Origin of the sequence: Winogradskyella sp. (assembly GCF_025210595.1) — a bacterium.
In the GTDB taxonomy this organism is placed as follows: Bacteria; Bacteroidota; Bacteroidia; order Flavobacteriales; family Flavobacteriaceae; genus Winogradskyella.
On the sequence record NZ_JAOARH010000031.1, the window covers coordinates 14350 to 36253 of the forward strand.

A 21904-nucleotide genomic window follows, 5' to 3' on the forward strand; every position below is an offset into this window, starting at 1 on the left:
AACTTTTTATATTATAAGCAGCTTCTTACTGTATGGTTTGAAGCTTTTTTTTTAGCTTCGTTCTTTGTCATGCTGAACCAATTTCAGCATCTCATCCTAAAAAATCAGTTAAATTAAAGAGATTCCCACTTTCGTGGGAAATGTTATGAAACAATACCACGATTTAGTAAAGTACGTTTTAGAAAACGGTAACGAAAAAGGAGATAGAACAGGCACAGGAACTAAAAGTGTTTTTGGCTATCAAATGCGTTTTGATTTAAGCGAAGGGTTTCCTATGGTAACCACAAAAAAACTACACCTTAAATCTATTATTTATGAATTACTTTGGTTTTTAAAAGGTGATACTAACATCAATTATTTAAATGAGAATGGTGTAAGAATTTGGAACGAATGGGCTGATGAAAATGGTGACTTAGGTCCAGTTTACGGACATCAATGGCGCAATTGGGCAAGTGAAGATATTGACCAGATAAAGGAAGTTATCAACACACTAAAAAACAACCCAAATAGCAGAAGAATGTTAGTATCTGCTTGGAATCCTTCTGTTTTACCAGACACCTCAAAATCGTTTTCAGAAAATGTTACTAATGGTAAAGCTGCGTTACCTCCCTGCCATGCTTTTTTTCAATTTTATGTTGCAAATGGCAAACTATCTTGTCAACTCTACCAACGCAGTGCAGACATCTTTTTAGGCGTACCGTTTAATATAGCCTCTTATGCTTTATTTACAATGATGATGGCTCAAGTTTGTGGTTATCAACCAGGAGAGTTTATTCACACTTTTGGTGATGCACATATCTACAATAATCATTTAGAGCAATTAGAATTACAACTCTCTAGAGACATAAGACCTTTGCCTAAAATGATTATTAATCCTGAAGTCAAGGATATTTTCGATTTTAAGTTTGAAGATTTTACACTTGTAGATTATAATCCGCATCCTCACATAAAGGGTGTTGTTGCAGTTTAAGCTTTCTATGAAATATTATTTTTTCTCTTTTCTCTTTTTAATTTCTTTTACAAACACTTTTTCACAAGAAGTACAAGAAGTAAATGAAACCGAAGATTATTCTGAATATAGAAATAAAATTGCACCTCCACCTGCAAAAACTTCATCTATAGAAGAATTTGATATTATCATTTGTGACGGTTGTAACACTGCTAAAGACAAAAAAAATTACTTTGACTATCTTGTTTTTTCTCTTTTTATTGAAAACATAAGTAAAAAGGATTTAATTTTTTTAAAAAACATAAACCAAAATGGTCGTTTAAGCGAAAACTTGTTTTTTAATTTTGACTTATCAGGAAATCTAATCAACGAAGGTACCGAATCCTTTTTTACAATTAAAAAAGAACGTGCTATTATAGATTCCCTACTCTATAAATTCCCTAAGATAGATTTTGACCAAACCAAGATAGATGCTTCTTTACCTTCAGTTAGGTATGGTATAAAAATAGATTATAAAATTGTTGAGACTGATTATGGAATTATAAAATTAGAAAAATATAAAGTAGATTCTTCAAAAGAAATGCCTTTTCGTGAAGTAGATGAATTCCCTGCATATAGTGGTTGTGATTCTAACTTAGATAAACTTAGTATGAAACGTTGTACCAATAAAAAAATAAACCAAATTATTGGTGAAAATTTTAGTACAGAACTCACTTCAGATCTTGGTCTATCACCAGGTAAAAAACGAATTTTTATAAACTTCACCATAAGCAAAACAGGAGAAATTATTAATGTTATAGCAAGAGGTCCTCATCCCGCTTTAGAGAAAGAAGCCATACGCGTAATAAGTTTAGTGCCTAAATTTGACAAACCAGGATATTATGGTGATGAACCTGTAGATGTTAAATACAGTATACCTATTGTGTTTGTTATTTCAGAGTAGGCTTATAACTTCTTAAGTATTATCTGTATTACTTAATTTAAAGTGTGCCGCATTTATAATCAATATTTTTTATATAAATCTAAAATTATACTATATAATATTGGTGAAATCTTTTTATGAAAAAGAAGTATATTTATCAGATAATTTTTGGATTATGTTCGGAAAGAAAAAACAAACTTCAACAATAGATAAAGACCAATTAGAGCTTATAGAAAATGCTCAAAAACGCATAAAACAGAAAAAACGCTTATATGTTCATTTTGTTGTGTTTTTAATTGGTGCCGTGTTTTTAATTCTTGCTAATACGGTTCTTGGTATAGGAAAAGATTTTACCATAGCAGGTATTAATTGGTTTGTTTATGCCATACTTATCTGGTTGTTTTTATTTATATATCATTTTATAAACGTTTTTATCACCAATAAATTTATGGGTAAAGATTGGGAAAAACAACAACTCAACAAGCTTGTAAATCAACAACAACAACGTATAAACAAGCTTAAAGAAGAATTTTTAAAAGAAGAAAAAAAAATAGCGCAATCGCAAGCTTATAACGAAACTCAATCTTTAGAAAAAAAAAGCGCTAATAAACTTACCATAATTGTTGCAGCTGGTGAAGACAATGCCATAGGCAAAGACAACGACCTTATTTGGCACCTCAGCAATGATCTAAAGCGATTTAAGAAATTAACATCTGGTCATCATATTATTATGGGTCGCAAAACGTTTGAGAGTTTTCCTAAACCATTACCTAACAGAACACATATTGTTATTACTAGACAAAAAGATTACAAAGCACCAGATGGAGTCATTGTTGTTAATAATATAGAAGATGCCATAGATGCAGCTAGAAAGGACAGTCAACCGTTTATAATTGGTGGTGGAGAAATCTATAAACAATCTATTAATCTTGCGGACAAGCTAGAACTAACACGAGTACACGCTTCTTTTGATGGAGCTGACACCTTCTTCCCTAACGTTGATATAAACATCTGGAAAGAAGTTTCTAGAACTACTCATGAAGCTGATGAAGATCATAACTATGCATTTTCATTTATAACTTACTTAAAGAAATAAAATGCGTTGTTATTCTCTAATTCTATTGTTTATTTTTCTCAATCAAGGCTGTAAATCAAATGATGAAGACAGAGAAAGTCAAAACATTGATAATCAAACTGAAAATACATTAGCTGATGAACCAATCACAGAAATTGAAACAACAGAATATGAAACTTTTAAAGAAAAAAATCTATTTGGAACTTGGAAGCTAATTGCAGGCGATCCTAAGCTAGAAAAACTCATAGATTCAACTTATCTTAATTTTTATGATAATCTTTATTTTAATAAAAAAGTTGATGGGTACTATACTCCAAGAGTACCTTTTAAGATTTTCTCATCACAAATAAGATTATATAATTCTAAAATATCATCTGATTTGGCAAAAATAATTAGTATTTCCTCTGACACTTTAAAACTTCATCTAAATGTAGATAATGCACTTGGTGTATTTGTAAGGGTAGAAGCTGAAGAATAATTGTTTTAAAACTATACTTCTTTATTGACATCCTTTAGTAGAGCTGTAAGTTACAATATGAATTAAATTCCTATTTTTGCAGCACTAAAAAAATTAGTCCACATGAATGCATATATATTTCCTGGTCAAGGAGCTCAGTTTTCTGGTATGGGTTTAGACCTTTATGAAAATTCACCTTTAGCCCAAGAACTTTTTGAAAAAGCTAATGATATTTTAGGTTTTTCTATAACCGACATTATGTTTGAAGGTTCTGCTGAAGACTTAAAACAAACCAAAGTAACACAACCTGCAATCTTTTTACATTCAGTAATATTAGCAAAAACTTTGGGCGATAATTTTAAACCAGACATGGTAGCTGGTCATTCACTTGGTGAGTTTTCTGCCTTAGTTGCTGCTGGCGCATTAACTTTTGAAGATGGTTTAAAACTAGTATCACAACGTGCTATGGCCATGCAAAAAGCATGCGAATTACAACCAAGTACTATGGCAGCTGTATTAGGGTTAGATGATGAAGTTGTAGAGAAAGTATGTAACGAAACCGAAGGTGTTGTTGTTGCTGCAAACTATAACTGTCCTGGTCAATTAGTAATTTCTGGTGAAATTGAAGCTATAAATAAAGCTTGTGAAACTCTAAAAGAAGAAGGAGCAAGACGTGCTTTAGTATTGCCTGTAGGTGGAGCATTTCACTCACCAATGATGGAACCTGCTAGAGAAGAATTAGCTGCTGCTATAGAAAATACAACATTTAGCAAACCTAATTGTCCTATCTATCAAAATGTTACTGCTTCTGCGATAACAGATGAAAATGAGATAAAAGCAAATTTAATTTCTCAATTAACAGCGCCAGTAAGATGGACACAGTCTGTACAACAAATGATTGCTGACGGAGCTTCTCACTTTACTGAAGTTGGCCCTGGAAAAGTTTTACAAGGATTAGTTAAAAAAATAAACAGAGAAGCTCAAACTGCTTCTGCTACACTCGAAAATAACGCCTAAATCTACTGCTTTGAATAGGAATCTATTTATAACACTCCTTATCATATTCAATATTGCAATTGATCAAATTACTAAAGTTGTAGTAAGAGGCTCTATGATCCCAGGAAGAAAAGGTGAAATTGATGTTATTGGCAAATATTTTCAGCTTATTTGGGTTGAAAACAAAGGAGCTTTTCTTGGTATGGGAAGCGATATGAACCCTATACTACGTTTAATATTTCTTTTAATACTACCAACTCTGGTATTAATATATGTCATCTACTATATCGTAAAAACAAAAGAACTCGATCGGTTAAGTCTTATTGCGTTTTGCTGCATTGTTGGAGGTGGAATCGCTAATGTTTTTGACCGAATCGTTTTTGGAGAAGTTACCGATTTTTTCTTTATAAATTTAGGAGGAATCTTTAAAACAGGAATATTTAATTTAGCAGACGTTTCAGTAACTACTGGTATGTTTATGTTACTATTTAGTAGTTTTACAAAGAGGAGTACAAAACATACTCCTCTTGAAACCAAATAAATATTTAATCAAAATTAGAAATAAATAAAATTGTGATTTTATTTATTTCTAATTTTTTGCTCCCACTTCCAGGCTGATGCCATAGCATCATCTAAGGTTAATTCAGTTTTCCAACCAAGAATATCATTAGCTTTATTAGTATCTGCATAAGCTGCAGTAACATCACCTTCTCGCCTATCAACAATCTGGTAATTTAATTTTTCGCCAGAGACTTTATCAAATGACTGGATGGCTTCTAATACAGAACTTCCTTTGCCAGTACCTAAGTTAAATACTTCGTAATTAGAGTTATTCTTATCATCTAATAAACGTTGTAATGCTAAAACATGAGCTTTTGCTAAATCTACCACATGAATATAATCTCTTACACAAGTACCATCTGGTGTTGGATAATCACCACCAAAAACCGATAGTTGCTCGCGTAAACCAATGGCTGTTTGCGTAATATAAGGTACTAAATTTTGTGGCACACCAATTGGCAACTCACCAATCTCTGCTGAAGGATGCGCACCTATAGGATTAAAATATCTTAGAGCTATACTTTTTAAACTTTCATTAACCTTACAGGTATCTCTAATAATTTCTTCACCTACTTGTTTTGTATTTCCATAAGGAGATTCTGCTGGTTTTACTGGAGCATTTTCAGTAATTGGTAATTCATCTGCCTGTCCATAAACGGTACAAGACGAACTAAAAATAAAATTTTGCTTCTCTAGTTTAGATATTTCTTGAAGCATATAAACCAATGTTCCTATATTATTTTCATAATACATTAATGGTTTTTGTACACTTTCACCAACAGCTTTATTTGCTGCAAAATGAATAACACCAATGATATCATTATGCTTTTCAAAAAAGCGAATAACATCGGCTTTATCTCTAAGATCTAACTTTTCAAAATGAGGTTTTATGCCTGTAATAGCTGTAATACCATCTAAAACATCAATAGAAGAATTACTTAAATTATCTATAATTACAACTTCAAAACCTTTGTTCTGTAGCTCTACAACTGTATGAGAACCTATAAAGCCTAAACCTCCTGTAACTAATATTTTCATTTAATCGTTATTTATAAAATTCAAAACTGTAGACGTAATAAATTCAATCTGTTCATCATCTAATTCTGTATGCATTGGTAAAGATATTACCGACTTCACTAAGTGATTAGTAACTTTAAAATCTTCCTCATTATAACGTTCATCTTGGTAAGCTTTTTGGTTATGTAAAGGAATAGGATAATATACACCACATGGTATATTATTTTCTTGCAAATGAGCTACCAATGCATCTCTATCAACTCCTTCTAACTTTAAAGTGTATTGATGAAATACATGCACATCATCTTCATCATGGCTCTCTAAACCTGAAGGTGTTGTAATTTTAGGATGGTTCTTAAATGCTTCAGAATATTTTTTAGCAGCTTCTCGTCTTGCCTTATTGTATGCATCTAAATGTGGTAATTTAGCATCTAAAACTGCTGCTTGTATTGAATCTAGTCTAGAGTTAACACCAACAACATCATGATGATAACGCTTATACATACCATGGTTAACAATACCTCTAATAGTATGTGCTAAATCATCATTGTTTGTAAAAATGGCTCCACCATCTCCATAGCATCCTAAATTTTTTGACGGAAAAAATGAAGTCGAAGCGACATCTCCTATGGCTCCTGTTTTTGTTTTACTTCCATCTTTGTGCGTATAACTTGCTCCAATAGCTTGGGCATTATCTTCAATAACATAAAGATTATGCTTTTTTGCCAAATCCATTATAGCATCCATATTGGCAGCCAAGCCAAATAAATGTACTGGCACTATAGCCTTAGTCTTTGGTGTGATTGCTTTTTCAATTGCATCAACATCTATATTAAATGTAACAGGATCTACATCTACCAAAACAGGTGTTAATTGCAATAGTGCAATAACCTCTACGGTAGCAGCAAATGTAAAATCTGCGGTAATAACTTCATCACCAGGTTTAAGACCTAAGCCCATCATTGCTATTTGAAGCGCATCTGTTCCATTAGCACATGGAATAACATGTTTAACACCCAAATACGTCTCTAAATTCTTTTGAAATTGATGAACTTTAGGGCCATTTATATAAGCAGCACTGTCCATAACTTCTTGAATTGAAGGATCTACAACAGCTTTGATTTTTGCATATTGACCTTGAAGGTCAACCATTTGAATTTTTTTCATTCAGTGAAGGATTATAATATTTTCAAAAAAAAGCATGATTTAAAATGCTTTAGGCGAAAATACAAAATTGTAACTGCTAAGTCAATGCAATTAATCGAAAGAAGTGTATTTTAGCGCAAATCTATTTTTTTGAGATTACTCTATTCCATAGGAATTCATATTGCAAGTGTTGTAATTAAACTATTAGCCCTTTTTAATTTAAAATTAAAATTAGGTGTTAATGGAAGAAAAGCTACATTTAATAAAATTAAATCCTCTATAAAGCCTACAGACAAAACCTTTTGGTATCACTGCGCTTCATTAGGAGAATACGAACAAGGTTTACCTGTTTTTGAAGCTTTAAAAGAAAAATATCCTAACTATAAAGTTGTTCTTTCATTTTTTTCTCCTTCTGGCTATGAGGTTAGAAAAAATACAACAATTGCAGATGTCGTTGTTTACCTTCCGTTAGATACAAAAACAAATGCCAGACGTTTTTTAAATCTTGTAAATCCAGATTACATTGTTTTTGTTAAATACGAAATATGGCCAAATTTATTATTAGAAGTAAAAAAACGCAATCTAAATGCTATACTTATTTCTGCTGTTTTTAGAGAATCTCAAAACTTCTTTAAATGGTATGGTAGTTTTATGAAAGCTTCTTTATTTGCTTTTAAACATATTTTCACTCAAGATGAAAATTCTAAAACACTACTTAAAAATATAAACTATAATAATGTTTCTGTTTCAGGAGATACGCGTTTTGATCGTGTCACCAATCAATTAAAAGTAGATAATACGGTTGATTTTATCGAAAAATTTAAAAACAATCAATTATGTGTTGTCTTTGGAAGTACATGGCCAGATGATGATAAACTTTTCTTAGATTACATTAATCAAAATCCAGATATTAAATTTATTATCGCACCTCACAACATAAAAGAAAGCTACACTAGCTCAATTAAATCGCAATTAACGGTAAAAACCATTAGCTATTCTGAAATGATGAGTGGTAAAAACATATCAGATAGCAACGTATTTATCCTAGATACCATAGGTTACTTAAGCCGAGTATATAGCTATGCAGACATGGTATATGTTGGTGGTGCGGCAGGACATACAGGTTTACATAACATACTAGAACCAGCCGTTTTTGGCGTTCCAATAATAATTGGTAAAAACTATGATAAATTCCCTGAGGCTAAAACACTTATTAAGCTCGAAGGAGTTACATCAATCAAAACACCTGTTGCATTTAAAGAAATAATAAGCAACTTAAAAACAGATCCCTCACTAAGAAAAAAACAAGGTAAAATCAATGCTGATTACATAGAAAAAAATAGAGGAGCTGTGACTAAAATTCAAGATTACATTAATCTATAATAAATTTGCATTATTAATAAATGCTGAAATTTTGTTAAAATTTCATTAAAATTAGTACTTTAGTGCTTTAACAATAATTAACACTAAAACTATATTAAAATGAAAAAAGTTGTATTAAGCTTAGCGCTTGTTGCTGCATTAGGTTTATCGTTTACTTCTTGTAGAGAAACCAAAGAAAAAACTGAAGCTGAAGTAGAAAATGCTACAGATGCTGTAAACGAAGCAGCTAACGATGCTGTTGACGCGGCCAATGACGCTACTGATAGTGCTAAAGAAGCTGCAAATGATGCGGCTAATGCTGCTGAAGAAGCAGTTGACAATGCTGTTGATGCTGCAAATGATGCAGTAGATAACGCTAAAGAAACTGCTAGCGATGCAGTAGATGCAGGAAAAGATGCTGTTGACAAAGCAAAAGAAGCTGGCAAAGATGCAGTAGATAAAATGAAAGGCCACTAAAAAGTTGTCTTTGTATAAAACTAAAGCCTGATTATTATCAGGCTTTTTTATTTCTAGTCTGTTTAATAACTTATTCTAATTTTACTTGCATTAGCTCTTAAGTACATCTATTGCCTATTTATTCAATAATAATTTTTTTTGATTTACTCCATATTTTATTTTGAATAGTTGCAATATAAATACCTTCATTAAGTGAAGATAAATTAATACGATGTTCATAAACAAATACATCTAAATTGAATGAAAGTATTTCTCTACCATGAATATCGTATAAGGCTAGTTTAGTTTTTTCTTGCAATTGTCCTCTGATTACTAATTCATTTAAGCTATTTAATAAAAAAACATCTAAAGTCTCTAAATCATTATTAATGGTTAATAAAGCATCTTCATTAACTCTTAAAAAGAACCTCCCTGTTCCAGATATAAAAGCTGTAGACAGTATGATATAGTCTGAATTAGTTAACAAAGTAGATGTATTAGCAACAGTATCTTCTAAATATACGTTAGTAGTGGCTGGCAATGTTATTTCTTCAATGCTAAATCGTATTTCTTCCCCTGGATTTGCATTTACACCTAACGGAATAACAACATCTAAAATATCACCAGAATGAAGCGTTTGTATTGCCATTGGAGTCCCTACATTATCCTGTACCAAATGAGAATACAATGCAAAACCCAAAGTATTACCTCCAAAAACTGCTGCATCATATCCAACATCTAAACCTAAGCTTGCGTCTTCGTGAAAATAAATAGATGTTATAGAACTATCTAAAGATGTATTCATCTTTATTTTAACAAAATCTAAATCACTTAATGTTCTACCAATAATAAAATCATCAGATTTACCTTCAACCTGCATATCTGGTGTAAACTCTAAATTTGCAAATGACAAATTAGACGATACAAAAAAGCCCTGACCAGGTGCTATTAAAGCTGGCCCTTCAATAAAATTTGTAATTGTCCAATTAGAACCATCAGTATCATTTGCATCATAACCATAAATAGCTGCTGTATTTTCATCTAGTAAACTGAGGTTAGATACGCCTGAAACTGACCCTACGTGATTTAAAAAAACATTTACGTCTATGTATGAAGCGTAAGGATTACCTATAAGATTCCATTCAGGAAAACTACCTGTAACATCGTTCCAAATAGGCACATTAACAGAACCTGTAACTAAAGATCCTGTAAAAACTAATGCTTCACCATTACTATCTTCTATAGGCATATTTGTTGCAACTCTATAGCCTCGACCAGAAGATAACGTTTCTACCGTATTATAATTATAAACCAAATAATCGTCGATTGCACCTTTTTCAAATGGACCAAATAAATAACTTGTATTTGGTGGTACAGCACCATTATTATATAGAATATTAGCGTTATGATTATTATCGTTAGTTAAAAAAGACGTCCAACTTTGCCCTGCTAATGGAGGTGCTATTAAATCTCTATTATTTAATTCTGAGTTGGTGTATCTATGGTATTTGGTATTTCCTGCTACTGAAATTGCTCCATTTACAATTAACCCAGAATATGAATATGACTGAGAATACATATTCAAATCGCCTGTAACATTTAAAGTTTCACCAAGAGGTATACACAAGTTTGACCCAGGATTAATAGCTATAGTTGCAATGGTCATATCGCTTGACATTTGCGGTGGATTTTCAGTTAATGGTATTGTTACTTCAGAGCATATACCTGGCACTTCATTTGGAGTCCAATTATTTGAATCATCCCAATCATTAGAAACAGAACCATTCCAGGTGAGTTGAGAATCTTCAACTTCAAAAATTATCTTAAAACGATTATTAGCAACAGATGAAGATATACCTGGATTAACAGAATAGCTATAATTAACCGTTCCATTTTGAGGGATTTCGGTAAAAACATCTGTATAAACATCATATAAAAATGCTGTTGCACATTGCATAAAGATACCTTCTGCTACAATAGTATATTCTGTATCTCTATATGTATTAACTTCTAATTGAAGTTCTTCATCATTAATAGGAGTTGCTCTACTCTCAATGCTTAATAAAATACCGTTATTATTAACTGAAAAGTTTTCATCTAAATTTGGAATATCAAGCGCATCATTTTCATCAATAGTATTATTACCTTCTGTATCGAAAAAAATCAACAAACCATCTGCTGCAGATTCATTATTAGCTAATGCATTGCTCTCATATAAAGATAAACGTAATTGCCCCTGACTAATAAACGCATCAACAGTTTTTAATACAGAAGTTTCGCTTACTTCTGCATTTTTTATTACTAATTTAGAATTAAATAAATTTAGTGAACTCAATAAAATTAAAGATGTTACAAGGTAAAATGAATAAATAAAATATTTCATAATATGGAACATTATAGTTTATTATAACAATCATAAGCTATCGGATTATTAAAAAAAAGTAGAAAGTGAGGGCAGCAATTACATATGAATTAATTGCTACAAACGACAAAATATTAACTAAAAGAATCTAAATAGAATTTACCGAACCAGATAGGTACATTCATTTTTATTAGGATTTAAATAAACAATGTAAATTCTGAGTGTTATGAAAATAAATAGTTGATTTTAATGTCAATTGGTTATTAAAAAGTAAAAAAAATGACTTTAGTAACCACACAAACATCGTTTAAATACCTATAATTCAGCACAAAAGACAATTTAAATTTAATTATATAAGAAACACTTTACAAAAAAAGCACTTATTAAACCTGTAGAAATAATGTTTATAAACTGATTAAAAACAAAAAAGCCGAAACATATGTTTCGGCTTTTGTACTGAAGGCGGGATTTTAAACTAATGACACTTAAGATTGAATGAAAATCAAAAACCCCATAAAACATTACATAAAAGACTGTTCGTGAACTAACCGACTTTAAAGAAGTTGAATAATATCGTGAAAATGTGGGGATATTGCGGGGATGCAATTGTATATTTGATGTGTTTAATAAAATTTAAAGCATGGCTACTCTGAATCATTTCATAAGGAAATATTCCAAAAAAGATAATTATTCAATTTATTTAAGGTTAAGAATTGGCAGAGATGTCGATATCACTGCTTCAACTGGCAAATATATAAAGTCTAACTACTGGAGTGACAAAACCAAAGATTTCAAAACCACCATTTCAGCACCAAAAGAGGAATTGAAGCATTTTAATTCCTTGAAAGACCAAATAAGAAGCCTCAAGTCTAAAATTGAAAATAAACTAAATGACTTTCCAAAGTCTGAAATCACATCTGACTGGCTAAAAAACGAAATAGACAATTTTAACAACCCAAACAATAACAAAACCTATTCAAACTACCTAACTAATAATATTGATTACTTATTAGAAGATGCCCCCGTAAGAGAAAACCAAAAAGGTGGCTACGGATTATCTAAAAGTCGTATTAATGCTTACAAAAACACTAAACGCCTAATATTAGAGTTCGAAAAACTCAAACGTAAAAGACTGAAAGTTTATGATGTGAATTTAGAATTCAAAAAAAGATTTTTAAGTTTTCTAATTAATGAAAAGCAGTTTACAAAAAATTATGCTCTAAAGATTTTAAGTAATGTCAAAAGTGTATGTAATAATGCTGAGACTTTAAATATTGAGATTAACCCTCAATTAAAAAAAATAAAAACAAAATCCATAAAGAATGAATTTATAATCTATCTTGACAATAACGAACTTCAAAAAATCAAGGAATTAGACATATCGCATTCAAAAGCCTTGGAAAACGCCCGAAAATGGCTTCTGCTTGGCTGTAATATAGGGCAAAGGGCAACCGACTTACTAAATATAACCGACAACAACTTTGTTTACCGAAATGGACGTAAAGTAATTGAGATAGTGCAGCAAAAAACTAATAAGGAGGTAACTATACCACTTAATAAAGAAGCCAAAGAAATTTACGATAATGGTTTACCTTATAAGATTTCAATACAAAAATTCAATACATACTGTAAAGACGTATGCAAACTTGCCGAAATCAACCAACCTACTAAAGGTCAATTGTTCAATAATGAAACCAAGCGGACTGAAATAGGTATATATGAGAAATGGCAACTTATAAGCACCCACGTATGCAGACGTTCTTACGCAACCAATTATTACGGTAGTGGAATACCGACTGTACTTCTAATGCAAGTAACTGCACACAGTACGGAAAAAATGTTTTTAAAATACATAGGCAAAAAGAGCGCAGACTACGCTCAACAAATTGCCGAGTATTATGACAAAATTAATCTGACCGAAAAAACTACTCCAGTGGAGAAAACTGAAAATTTAAAAGCTGTTTGAAATGAATTATGATGACTTCTTTGAAAGATTAGCATTCAATAAATCAAACGTATTAGAAATGCTGGATATTATAGAAAGTAATAAATCAAGATTGGATATTTTAGAAGATGTTAGCGAGACTTATAGAATAAAGATTACAGCTAAAGAATTATCAAACCAGATGTTCGGCAAACCTAACAAAAAAGTAAATAATGAGAATTTTAAAACTTTTCAGGAATTAATTAAAAATAGTACTGTTACTAACAACAACATTCATCTAGAGATTACCCCACAAAAAATTAATAATCCTTACCCCAAAATTTTTAACTCATTAAATGCATTTAAAATATTTGAGAAATGGAACATGCTTAGCGACCCAAAATCTCAATTAGCTGATATGAGTTACATCTATTTTGTTATGATAAGAGATAATTATATAAACAAAATAATCAAGCAATCAGATTATATAGATTGGCTTAATGACAATTATGAAATTTTTTTAGGAAAATTAAAACATTTTCGTTCCACTAGTAATCCCAAAAGAGATGCACTTTATTCAACCATAAAAGATTTATTTAATTAAACCGATACAAAATCAAACCCTAGATACTACAATTTTGTTACCTCATAAGAAGGATTAGCAAACAATATTTGCATAGTAATTAAAAATTATCACTATGCAAAAAAATCAAATATTATTAAACGGTATATCGGCTGAAGAGCTAAAAGCCGATATTATAAAAGGCATCAAAGATCTCATTGAAAACCATTCTAAGAAAGAACTTCAAAAGCCAAAATATCTTACACGTAAAGAAACTGCCAAACTGTTAAAAGTTGATATCAGCACCTTACATAATTGGAATAAACAAGGTATACTAAAGCCTAAACAGATTGGCAGACGTATATTTTATTCTCTAGAGAATATTAATGAAGCAATGCTCTAAAAAAGTCTATTTAGATGGTTAAATACGTTCCTATTCAACTAATCCAACATTCTTTAAAAGAAAACATCACTAAGCCTCTGAGACTCTATATTTATCTTAAGAATGAATCAAGAAACGGCATGGTTAAATACACTGACATAGTTTCTCAGAAAACTTTAACATACTTGGCAATCAGCAAAAGAACTAGCTATCGTCATTTGGCTATTTTGATAGGTTTAAATTGGGTAAACAAGGATATACATGGGAATCTATTTTTAAGAAGTTGGAAGCGACTAGAGATAACAACTGGACTTAGGTTCACCTCTAAGGTGGAATTTCATCAAAACTATATTATCAAAGATGCCTTTTTAGGATATTTTATGGGTGCTGTAATCTCTTATCAATGTAAGCTTAAAAAGCACATTGAATGGAAGGAGCGAAAAAAAGGAGGCTCATTACCAATCCTTGATTTACAGTACCCTATTTCAATTTCTTATTTATCAAACTTATTAAAAATCCCAGCCTCTACTGTTCAATCTTATAAAATCTTAGCAATTGAAAACGGTTTTGTTATTCGAATCAAAAAGAATGAGAGAGTCAAAATAATTAACAAGAATTTGAACATTAGGGAATTACGGAAGAATTGGGCAGAAAACTCATTCCCTATTTACCATAAAGGCTCATTAATAATAGTACACCCTGATAATTTTAAGCCATGTCTCCGCTTCAAAAGATATCGATGACAAAATCTGTTACAATAATAAAAGGATTATATATAAATAAATACACTAACAATAAAATGTAGAGTAAATGTTAGCTTTAACAACAACATCATTATTCAACCAAGATTTTATTTCAGTTAAAAAGTTTCCCTTAATGAAGTTCCATAGCCATCAACTGAGGAGCAGTAAATATTAGAACTTGAAACACCAATTTTTTTAAATATGTCAATAAGAATTTCCGCATAAAAAACATCTGTGTGATTATGACTTATAAATACTTTCGTGTTTGAATTCATATTGATGCTTTTCCTAAATTCTATTGTTTTTCACCATCCTCCAGAAGTACTGTCCCAGCGAAGTAAGTTCACAGGATTTGTTATCTCTTGCTGCTTGATATAGATATTTAACCCCATTTACCTTTAATAACCCTAAACTGTAATACTCTCGCAAGTACTCCATAACCTTAATATTGGTTTCATTATTAGATCCCAGAGATCTTTCATATGAATTATCTAGAATATACTTAGTATCACTTTTAGTAAAATATTCAATCAGCTTTCTTAAAACACTGAATTCTATTTTAGGTTTACATTTTCTTATAGTTACCATCTTGGATACGTGAGATTTAAAAATTGGTCTTTGTTCCCATGTATTTAAAAGTTGATCCACATAATTATATACCCTTGAAACATTAACATTTCCCAAAATATCTGCTCCTCCTCCTCGTAAGGCTTGATAAATAATAGACGTAAATACACCTTGACCGTCAGAGTTTTCCATGGAATATTGCGTATCCCTGCTAGAAGTAAGAATTGACACCCCTTCACGTAACAATGCTTTTCGGTAACCTATTCCTTTTATATTTCCTAAATGCCCGCTATGACAACAATCTAAAATTAAAATCACTTCTCTGACTTTAGAAGAATTCGCCAATGCTATCACCTCATCTAAAGAAACACCTTCTAGATATTTTCGAGCATCCTGAGTTACTAAGTAACTACCAATATCTGTTGCTGCACCATGACCTGAAAAATATAATACAGCTATTTCTGCTTCTTGTTGAAGTAAATTGAAAATTTCCTTTTTCAATCTCGTTACTGTTATTTTATTTCTCGAATTCTCTTCAGAAACCAATAACTTACAATCAAAATTCACACTATCATCATCATTTCGGCTCAAAACCTCATACATGTGCATTGCATCATTAATACAACCATCCAAAGGACTTCTATCATAATGATTTATGCCCACTATCAACGCTCTTCTCATATCATTCTGATTAGAGTTGATTTTCTTCATTTAAAAAAGATTTAAGATCCAAGGCCTTTAATTCAATCCTTTCTTCATTAAAGTTTTCCTCAATGGCAGGGTTGGAATCAAAGCTCATATCTTTCTCCCTTGCAAAATCCTTTTTCTTAAACCTTATCACATCCATAAATATAGTGACATCATCTGACCAATCCTTAAACAGCACATTACCACTAAGCTTTTCACGTTTTAACTTTGTATTTAGACTTAATTGAGAGGCATTTCTTGAATTAAGGTTTTCTACATCTCCTCCCAATACTAATTCAGATTTTTTTGAATTAGAAAAAGCAACCAGTGCCTTCTTTGCAGTGGTTACTGATGTTACTAAATAAGTATCCTTCCAAACAAACTTACTTTCATTATTCATCACGGTATTTTCAAGCTCATGAATATTATTGAGAGATTGTGTTGTACATTCAATTGCTTGAAAAAAAATGGCTCCTTCCTTAGAGAAAGAAATTTTCACTTTGGCTTCTGCTTTAGGTAATATGTCCGATCCTGGATCTCCTTTCCCATTTAACTCAAAATCAAAATCTAAAGAGTCATTACTCTTAAATTCATAAGTATCAGGTGAGTTATCATCATCAAAGACATCGTAGTTCACTTTTAATCCTGATAAATCTGTAATTTTCTTAAAACTCCCAAAAGGTGCCGTTTTAAAAAAACTTTTACCTTCAGGGAATTGCAGAATATCACCAACTTGTACACTTGAGCCAGGTAAAACGACTGCAGCTTTACCTATTTGACTTACTATTTTTTTTGAATAATCAATATGTAGTTTAGACATAATTTGTAGAATTTATAATTAAACACTACAAATCTTCTATATTAGTAGCTATAATAAAACATCAGAAATGTTGATTTATTTATTTAATTTTATCCTCAATACTGAGGATAAGAGAAAGCTTACAAGTATCCATTATCTATAGCATATTTAACCAAACCTTTTGAATTTCTTACATTAGTTTTTTCTATAAGATTTCTTCGGTGTGTCTCTACTGTACTGTGAGCAATAAATAGCTTTTCAGAAATAATTGGTGTGGTATCCCCTATGGCAATTAATTTAAGGACATCAATTTCACGCTTAGTAAGTTGAACATTTTGCGATTCTAAATTCTTTTTCTTTTGACTTAATCTGAAGGTTTTCTCAACTTCCCTTCCAAAATATTCATCGCCTTCAGCTATATATTTAATTGCTAAAGCAAGTTCTTCTTTACCTTTATTTTTAAGAATATAACCATCAGCACCAATCTCTATTACATTATGAACAAATTTTTCGTTATTGTACATTGATAATATAAGTACTTTAACTTTAGAGAAATCTCGTTTTATAATTTTAGTGACTTCGATACCAGACAACTTTGGCATTTCAATATCTAGAATAACTATATCAACAGGTTGATTTTTAATAAAATCTAATACAGCTTCGCCATCAACAGCCTCACCTACAACTTGTATATCATCTTTCTCAGCTAATAAAGACTTAAGTCCATCAATGATAATTTGCTGATCATCAGCAATTAATATGTTAATTTTTCTCATTTCTTACACCTTATTTATACTTACAGAGGTAAATCAATACTAATAGTAGTGCCATTTCCTTTTCCAGAATCTATACTGAATACACCATTTAAAGAACTTACTCTTGAAATAACACTCTTTAATCCCATACCATTATACTCTAAGCTTTCTATATAGTCAAAACCTATACCGTCATCTATAACAGTAAGATTTATTTCATTTGCCCTTTTAACTAACTGAATACTTACTTCGCTGGCTTTAGCATGCTTAATTATATTATGAATTAATTCTTGAATTATTCCATACAACTCCATTTCTAGTGTATTCTCCAATCTGTCATCTAAGCCATGAGAAAGTAATTCAATCTTAAAAGTATTTGTACCCTCAATTGTATTTTTCAAGTCTTCTAATGCTGCTAAAAGTCCAAATTTCGTCAACACTCCGGAAACCATATTATGTGCAATTTCTCGAACAGCTTCACATGCTTCATCCAATAATGTATTCACTTGTTCATATTGCTCTTTGTTTTCATCTTTAAGTTTATCTAAACTTTCTTCAACATTTTTATAACGCAACTTAATTACAGACAACATGCTTCCCAAACGGTCATGTAAATCTTGAGCTATTCTCTTTCTTTCACTTTCTTGACCATTTATCATTGCCTTTATTGACCTCAACTCTTGTTTTTTTAATAGTTCTATATTTTTTTGAATTTCAATTTTCTGATTTTTCTCTGCTATCTCCTTAGCTTTTCTTGCCTTATAAGCTTTAAATGAAACAAAAAATAATAGTGCCAATAAAATTAAACCACCAATTAGCGTATATAAAACTAAGTTCTTCCTTCTGCTCTCAGAAGCCAACCTTAAAATTTTTTCTTGATTTACTTCTTCTTCTTTTCTCAATAGTTTGTTTTTCTCTATCTCATTTTGGTATTTAGTTTCTATTTTTTCAGCATCTCTGTATTTTTCATCAATACTATCTCTTAGGACAATATGTTTTTCATTATATAAAGATGCATTCTTATAGTCTTTTAGACTCTCGTACGCCTCTGCTAATGTTATTAAAAGCTCTAATCGTACTATGTCATCTCGATATTTCTTAGTAAGATCTAAGCTTCTATTTAAATAATTAAGAGCTTCAGAGAAATTACCCATTTTTCTATACAACTTACCAATATTATAAAAACTAGTTACAAGTTGCTGATTATTTGATGAAGATTCAGCCAGCTCAATACTTTCTAAGTAATAACCTAGTGCAATATTGAATTCATTTTTTTCTTCATAAATACCCCCGATGTTATTAAGTAAAATCTCTTGATTACTTGCATTAATTCCTTTTTTAATGTTTAAACTTTTCTGGTAATAAACAAGAGCACTATCTAAGTCCTTTCGAATGGCATAATTATAACCCAAACTATTATAAACTTTAGCTATCGAAGAAGATTTTTTTAGTTCGGTATATATTAACTCACTTTTTCTCAAATAAAACAATGCTTGCTCGTCATTACGTAAAGAATTATATAAAACACCTATATTCAAATAAGATTTAGCTAAATCTGAAGAATTACCTAATTCTTCTCTAACTCTAATACTTTCATGATATGACTCAAGGGCTAAATCAAAAGAATTAAGACTTTTATATATCGAGGCTATAGTTCCGCAAATTGAAGCTAATAGCTCTTTTTTATTAATCTTTTTACATTTTTCTTTGGCCTCTAGACTAAAACTTAAGGCCGTTTGATATTCCTCCAGTTTTTGATATACTCGTCCAATCTGTATATTAGCCCTTACCTGCCCGTATATGTTATTGTTTTCCAAATCAATAATTAATGATTGTTTATAATAACCAATGGCTTCATAATAATTACTTGCTGTCTTTTCAATAAGACCTAACTTAGATAAGCTTTCTGAAACACCTTTCTTAAAGCCAATTGAATCACTAATATTTTTGGCTCTTAGTGCATATGATCTCGCTATTGAATCATTGGACTTGAAATCCGAAGCTAACTTATTTAAAAGATTGACCTTAGTTGTATCATTTTTTAAGGCATCTAATTCTTCATTAGAATTAGGTTTCTGACCATATAAAATGTTGCAAAAATTAATTAAAAAAAACACCGTAATTATTAGTTCTTTTTTCATAGATATAAATTGAAAAGAAAAATGTAGGTTATCTAGCAACTTATAGAAAACCTACATTATAATAAAAGTAATAAATTATAAGCAATTAATAATCACTAATCTACATCTTCTTCCTCTTCCTCTTCTTGTTTCCCCATTGTTTCACCATCAGGTCGTGGTTTTCCATTTTCACTCCCTGTATCATCAGGAAGAATTGGAGATTTGTCCTTATCATTTGGAAAGGCACATATCTCATTTTCATTAGTCTGTTCAATTTTCATAATTAAAGTCTTTTAAAATTCAGTTACAAATGTCTAACCAAATGAATCCTAAATCAATAGTCAGAACTTAGTGTTTTATATCCTCAATATTAAGGATGCAAATACATTATTTCTTAGGATTGACCCATACATACTATGATTGGATATTTGTAGCATTAATAAAATTCGAAAAACGAAATGGCTAGAAAATGCTTTATCTCATTTAAAATGGAGGATAAAAAATATAAAGAATATATCCAGAATAATCTAAATATTGACATGATTGATAAATCACTTAACGTATCAATAGATTCAGATGATATCGATTATATCCTAAGTGTTATCAGGAGAGATTATCTATCAAAATCAACTGTAACAATTCATTTAATTGGCGCGCACAGCTCAGAAAACCAAGGTACATATGAACAACGCTTCATAAAAAGAGAGTTACAAGCATCCCTATATAATGGTAAGGGAAATACAAGGAATGGAATTTTAGGAATAGTGCTTCCAGAAGCCAATAATGCCATCTTTCAGGGTTCTTATCATTGCCTTAAATGCGGAAATTCACATAATGTAGTCAAAATAGATAACTCTACAACAATAAGTGAATTCAGTTACAATTATTATATCCCAAATGACAAATGTCATCATGATGAAGATGATCGCTATTGCGTTCTGGTTTCATGGCATGAATTTATAAAAAACCCCGAAGCATATATTGAACAAACCTTTCAAAAAAGAGAAACTCCTATTGCTGATAAGACTAGAGTAAGACCATGAATCGTATTATAAAATATATAGCAGGAGGACTCATAATAAATGAAGCTTTAAATTATCTGTTTAAAAATAATACTAGCAAACAAAGAAGAATATTCATTAGTCACTCATGGAAGAAAGGGTCAGATGATTACTTGTCCTTAAAGAAGAAACTGAATAAATATAAAATTAAAGTTTATGATCATTCTATCCCAGAATTCAAAGCATTCAACGAAAAAAAACAAGAGAAATTAGAAAAGATATTTAGAAATCAAATGTTTTACTGCAGTAAAATTCTAGTTCTTGGAAATTCTGGCTTAGAAGAGAATTCATTTGTAATGACTGAAATTAAAATTGCCAAGGAATTAAAGAAAGAAATAGTTGCCATAAAACCATATGGGCAATATAGTATACCGCAGTTTATAAGAAGAAATTCATCTAAAGTAATTGGCAACAACATTAATTCAATAAAAGAAATTCTAAAATAATGGCGATAAATAGAATTAAATCTGCTACAAAATACAACTCAAGATCTGAGTTTTTAAAAAGAAATATAAAATGTGTATTTATTTCATATCAGAATAATGATAAATCACATGCAAAAAGAGTAGCAGATTATCTTATTGATGCAAGGATCGATGTTTATTTTGACGAATATGATGGAGATTTAAAGTTATCAAATCAAAAAAATAATCCTGGAAAAGTAACAAGTGCCTTGACAAAAGGTATTAATAATAGTTCCCATATGCTAGTGCTTGTTTCTCCCACAACCATGAAATCTAATTGGGTTCCTTTTGAAATTGGTTATGGGTATGATAAAACGGATTTAGCTGTTTTAACCTTAAAGGGAATCTCAAAAGATGACATCCCAGATTATACAAAAACTGCAAAAATCATAAGAGATATTTATGATTTGAACACTCACATAAGCAATATCAGAGGTGTAAACAAAGAAACCTTAATTAATTCGAATCGCATAAAGGGGCATAATAATTACTACCATCCACTCCGTTCATATTTGGATGAATACACTATTTAAACTT

General features: G+C 30.7%; 23 protein-coding genes. 15 read left to right on the plus strand and 8 right to left on the minus strand.

Annotated features, from left to right (window positions below; translation table 11 throughout):
- The first annotated feature begins 145 nt into the window (after nucleotides 1–145).
- The 6 genes from N4A42_RS02840 to lspA all read left to right on the plus strand — a co-directional run bounded on the left by N4A42_RS02840 (nucleotide 146) and on the right by lspA (nucleotide 4940).
- A complete protein-coding gene (locus N4A42_RS02840) occupies nucleotides 146–970 on the plus strand; it encodes a thymidylate synthase (RefSeq protein WP_294069587.1) in 825 nt (274 codons plus the stop codon).
- A gap of 7 nt (nucleotides 971–977) precedes the next feature.
- On the plus strand, nucleotides 978–1892 hold the full coding sequence (locus N4A42_RS02845; RefSeq protein ID WP_294069590.1) for an energy transducer TonB: 915 nt from the start codon (nucleotides 978–980) through the stop codon (nucleotides 1890–1892).
- 154 nt (nucleotides 1893–2046) lie between these two features.
- On the plus strand, nucleotides 2047–2967 hold the full coding sequence (locus N4A42_RS02850) for a dihydrofolate reductase (protein WP_294069593.1): 921 nt from the start codon (nucleotides 2047–2049) through the stop codon (nucleotides 2965–2967).
- A 1-nt stretch (nucleotide 2968) separates the two neighbouring features.
- Nucleotides 2969–3424: a hypothetical protein gene (locus N4A42_RS02855; protein ID WP_294069596.1), complete on the plus strand. Its 456-nt coding sequence runs from the start codon at nucleotides 2969–2971 to the stop codon at nucleotides 3422–3424.
- Nucleotides 3425–3526: 102 nt separating this feature from the next.
- Nucleotides 3527–4420 (plus strand): ACP S-malonyltransferase, encoded by an 894-nt coding sequence (gene fabD / locus N4A42_RS02860; RefSeq protein ID WP_294069599.1) that lies wholly within the window; start codon nucleotides 3527–3529, stop codon nucleotides 4418–4420.
- Nucleotides 4421–4430: 10 nt separating this feature from the next.
- A complete protein-coding gene (gene lspA, locus N4A42_RS02865) occupies nucleotides 4431–4940 on the plus strand; it encodes a signal peptidase II (RefSeq protein WP_294069602.1) in 510 nt (169 codons plus the stop codon).
- Nucleotides 4941–4978: 38 nt separating this feature from the next.
- Here lspA and galE read toward each other — a convergent pair whose 3' ends face one another.
- Entirely contained in the window at nucleotides 4979–5998 is a 1020-nt protein-coding gene (gene galE, locus N4A42_RS02870; RefSeq protein WP_294069605.1) for a UDP-glucose 4-epimerase GalE, read from the minus strand.
- Nucleotides 5999–7144 (minus strand): DegT/DnrJ/EryC1/StrS aminotransferase family protein, encoded by a 1146-nt coding sequence (locus N4A42_RS02875; RefSeq protein WP_294069607.1) that lies wholly within the window; start codon nucleotides 7142–7144, stop codon nucleotides 5999–6001. It abuts the gene before it with no gap.
- Between the two features lie 129 nt (nucleotides 7145–7273).
- Between N4A42_RS02875 and N4A42_RS02880 the strand changes: the two genes are divergently transcribed.
- Nucleotides 7274–8506, plus strand: coding sequence for a glycosyltransferase N-terminal domain-containing protein (locus N4A42_RS02880; RefSeq protein ID WP_294069609.1), 1233 nt, complete (start codon nucleotides 7274–7276; stop codon nucleotides 8504–8506).
- A gap of 99 nt (nucleotides 8507–8605) precedes the next feature.
- Nucleotides 8606–8962 carry a hypothetical protein gene (locus tag N4A42_RS02885; RefSeq protein ID WP_294069611.1) on the plus strand — a complete coding sequence of 119 codons (357 nt, stop codon included), beginning with the start codon at nucleotides 8606–8608 and terminating at the stop codon, nucleotides 8960–8962.
- Nucleotides 8963–9080: 118 nt separating this feature from the next.
- Here N4A42_RS02885 and N4A42_RS02890 read toward each other — a convergent pair whose 3' ends face one another.
- Entirely contained in the window at nucleotides 9081–11324 is a 2244-nt protein-coding gene (locus N4A42_RS02890) for a T9SS type A sorting domain-containing protein (protein ID WP_294069614.1), read from the minus strand.
- 619 nt (nucleotides 11325–11943) lie between these two features.
- Between N4A42_RS02890 and N4A42_RS02895 the strand changes: the two genes are divergently transcribed.
- The 4 genes from N4A42_RS02895 to N4A42_RS02910 all read left to right on the plus strand — a co-directional run bounded on the left by N4A42_RS02895 (nucleotide 11944) and on the right by N4A42_RS02910 (nucleotide 14914).
- Complete coding sequence (locus N4A42_RS02895) at nucleotides 11944–13269, plus strand: tyrosine-type recombinase/integrase (RefSeq protein ID WP_294069617.1); 1326 nt, start codon at nucleotides 11944–11946, stop codon at nucleotides 13267–13269.
- A 1-nt stretch (nucleotide 13270) separates the two neighbouring features.
- Nucleotides 13271–13831: a hypothetical protein gene (locus N4A42_RS02900; RefSeq protein ID WP_294069619.1), complete on the plus strand. Its 561-nt coding sequence runs from the start codon at nucleotides 13271–13273 to the stop codon at nucleotides 13829–13831.
- Nucleotides 13832–13925: 94 nt separating this feature from the next.
- Nucleotides 13926–14192 (plus strand): helix-turn-helix domain-containing protein, encoded by a 267-nt coding sequence (locus N4A42_RS02905; protein WP_294069622.1) that lies wholly within the window; start codon nucleotides 13926–13928, stop codon nucleotides 14190–14192.
- A gap of 14 nt (nucleotides 14193–14206) precedes the next feature.
- Nucleotides 14207–14914, plus strand: coding sequence for a hypothetical protein (locus N4A42_RS02910; RefSeq protein ID WP_294069625.1), 708 nt, complete (start codon nucleotides 14207–14209; stop codon nucleotides 14912–14914).
- Nucleotides 14915–15202: 288 nt separating this feature from the next.
- On the opposite strand, the gene N4A42_RS02915 is transcribed toward N4A42_RS02910, so the two are convergent.
- The 5 genes from N4A42_RS02915 to N4A42_RS02935 form a co-directional block, all read right to left on the minus strand.
- On the minus strand, nucleotides 15203–16192 hold the full coding sequence (locus tag N4A42_RS02915) for a caspase family protein (RefSeq protein WP_294069627.1): 990 nt from the start codon (nucleotides 16190–16192) through the stop codon (nucleotides 15203–15205).
- A complete protein-coding gene (locus N4A42_RS02920; RefSeq protein ID WP_294069629.1) occupies nucleotides 16173–16988 on the minus strand; it encodes a hypothetical protein in 816 nt (271 codons plus the stop codon). The genes N4A42_RS02915 and N4A42_RS02920 overlap by 20 nt, the downstream gene beginning before the upstream one ends.
- A gap of 119 nt (nucleotides 16989–17107) precedes the next feature.
- Nucleotides 17108–17743: a response regulator transcription factor gene (locus N4A42_RS02925; RefSeq protein ID WP_294069631.1), complete on the minus strand. Its 636-nt coding sequence runs from the start codon at nucleotides 17741–17743 to the stop codon at nucleotides 17108–17110.
- A gap of 20 nt (nucleotides 17744–17763) precedes the next feature.
- Nucleotides 17764–19863, minus strand: coding sequence for a sensor histidine kinase (locus tag N4A42_RS02930; RefSeq protein ID WP_294069632.1), 2100 nt, complete (start codon nucleotides 19861–19863; stop codon nucleotides 17764–17766).
- A 95-nt stretch (nucleotides 19864–19958) separates the two neighbouring features.
- Entirely contained in the window at nucleotides 19959–20123 is a 165-nt protein-coding gene (locus N4A42_RS02935; RefSeq protein ID WP_294069634.1) for a hypothetical protein, read from the minus strand.
- Between the two features lie 177 nt (nucleotides 20124–20300).
- On the opposite strand from N4A42_RS02935, the gene N4A42_RS02940 reads away from it, so the two are divergent.
- The 3 genes from N4A42_RS02940 to N4A42_RS02950 are packed head-to-tail and all read left to right on the plus strand — an operon-like array spanning nucleotide 20301 to nucleotide 21900.
- On the plus strand, nucleotides 20301–20885 hold the full coding sequence (locus tag N4A42_RS02940) for a TIR domain-containing protein (RefSeq protein WP_294069636.1): 585 nt from the start codon (nucleotides 20301–20303) through the stop codon (nucleotides 20883–20885).
- Nucleotides 20882–21349, plus strand: a complete 468-nt coding sequence (locus N4A42_RS02945) for a TIR domain-containing protein (protein ID WP_294069639.1) — start codon at nucleotides 20882–20884, stop codon at nucleotides 21347–21349. The genes N4A42_RS02940 and N4A42_RS02945 overlap by 4 nt, the downstream gene beginning before the upstream one ends.
- Nucleotides 21349–21900, plus strand: a complete 552-nt coding sequence (locus N4A42_RS02950) for a toll/interleukin-1 receptor domain-containing protein (RefSeq protein ID WP_294069642.1) — start codon at nucleotides 21349–21351, stop codon at nucleotides 21898–21900. The genes N4A42_RS02945 and N4A42_RS02950 overlap by 1 nt, the downstream gene beginning before the upstream one ends.
- Nucleotides 21901–21904 lie beyond the last annotated feature (4 nt).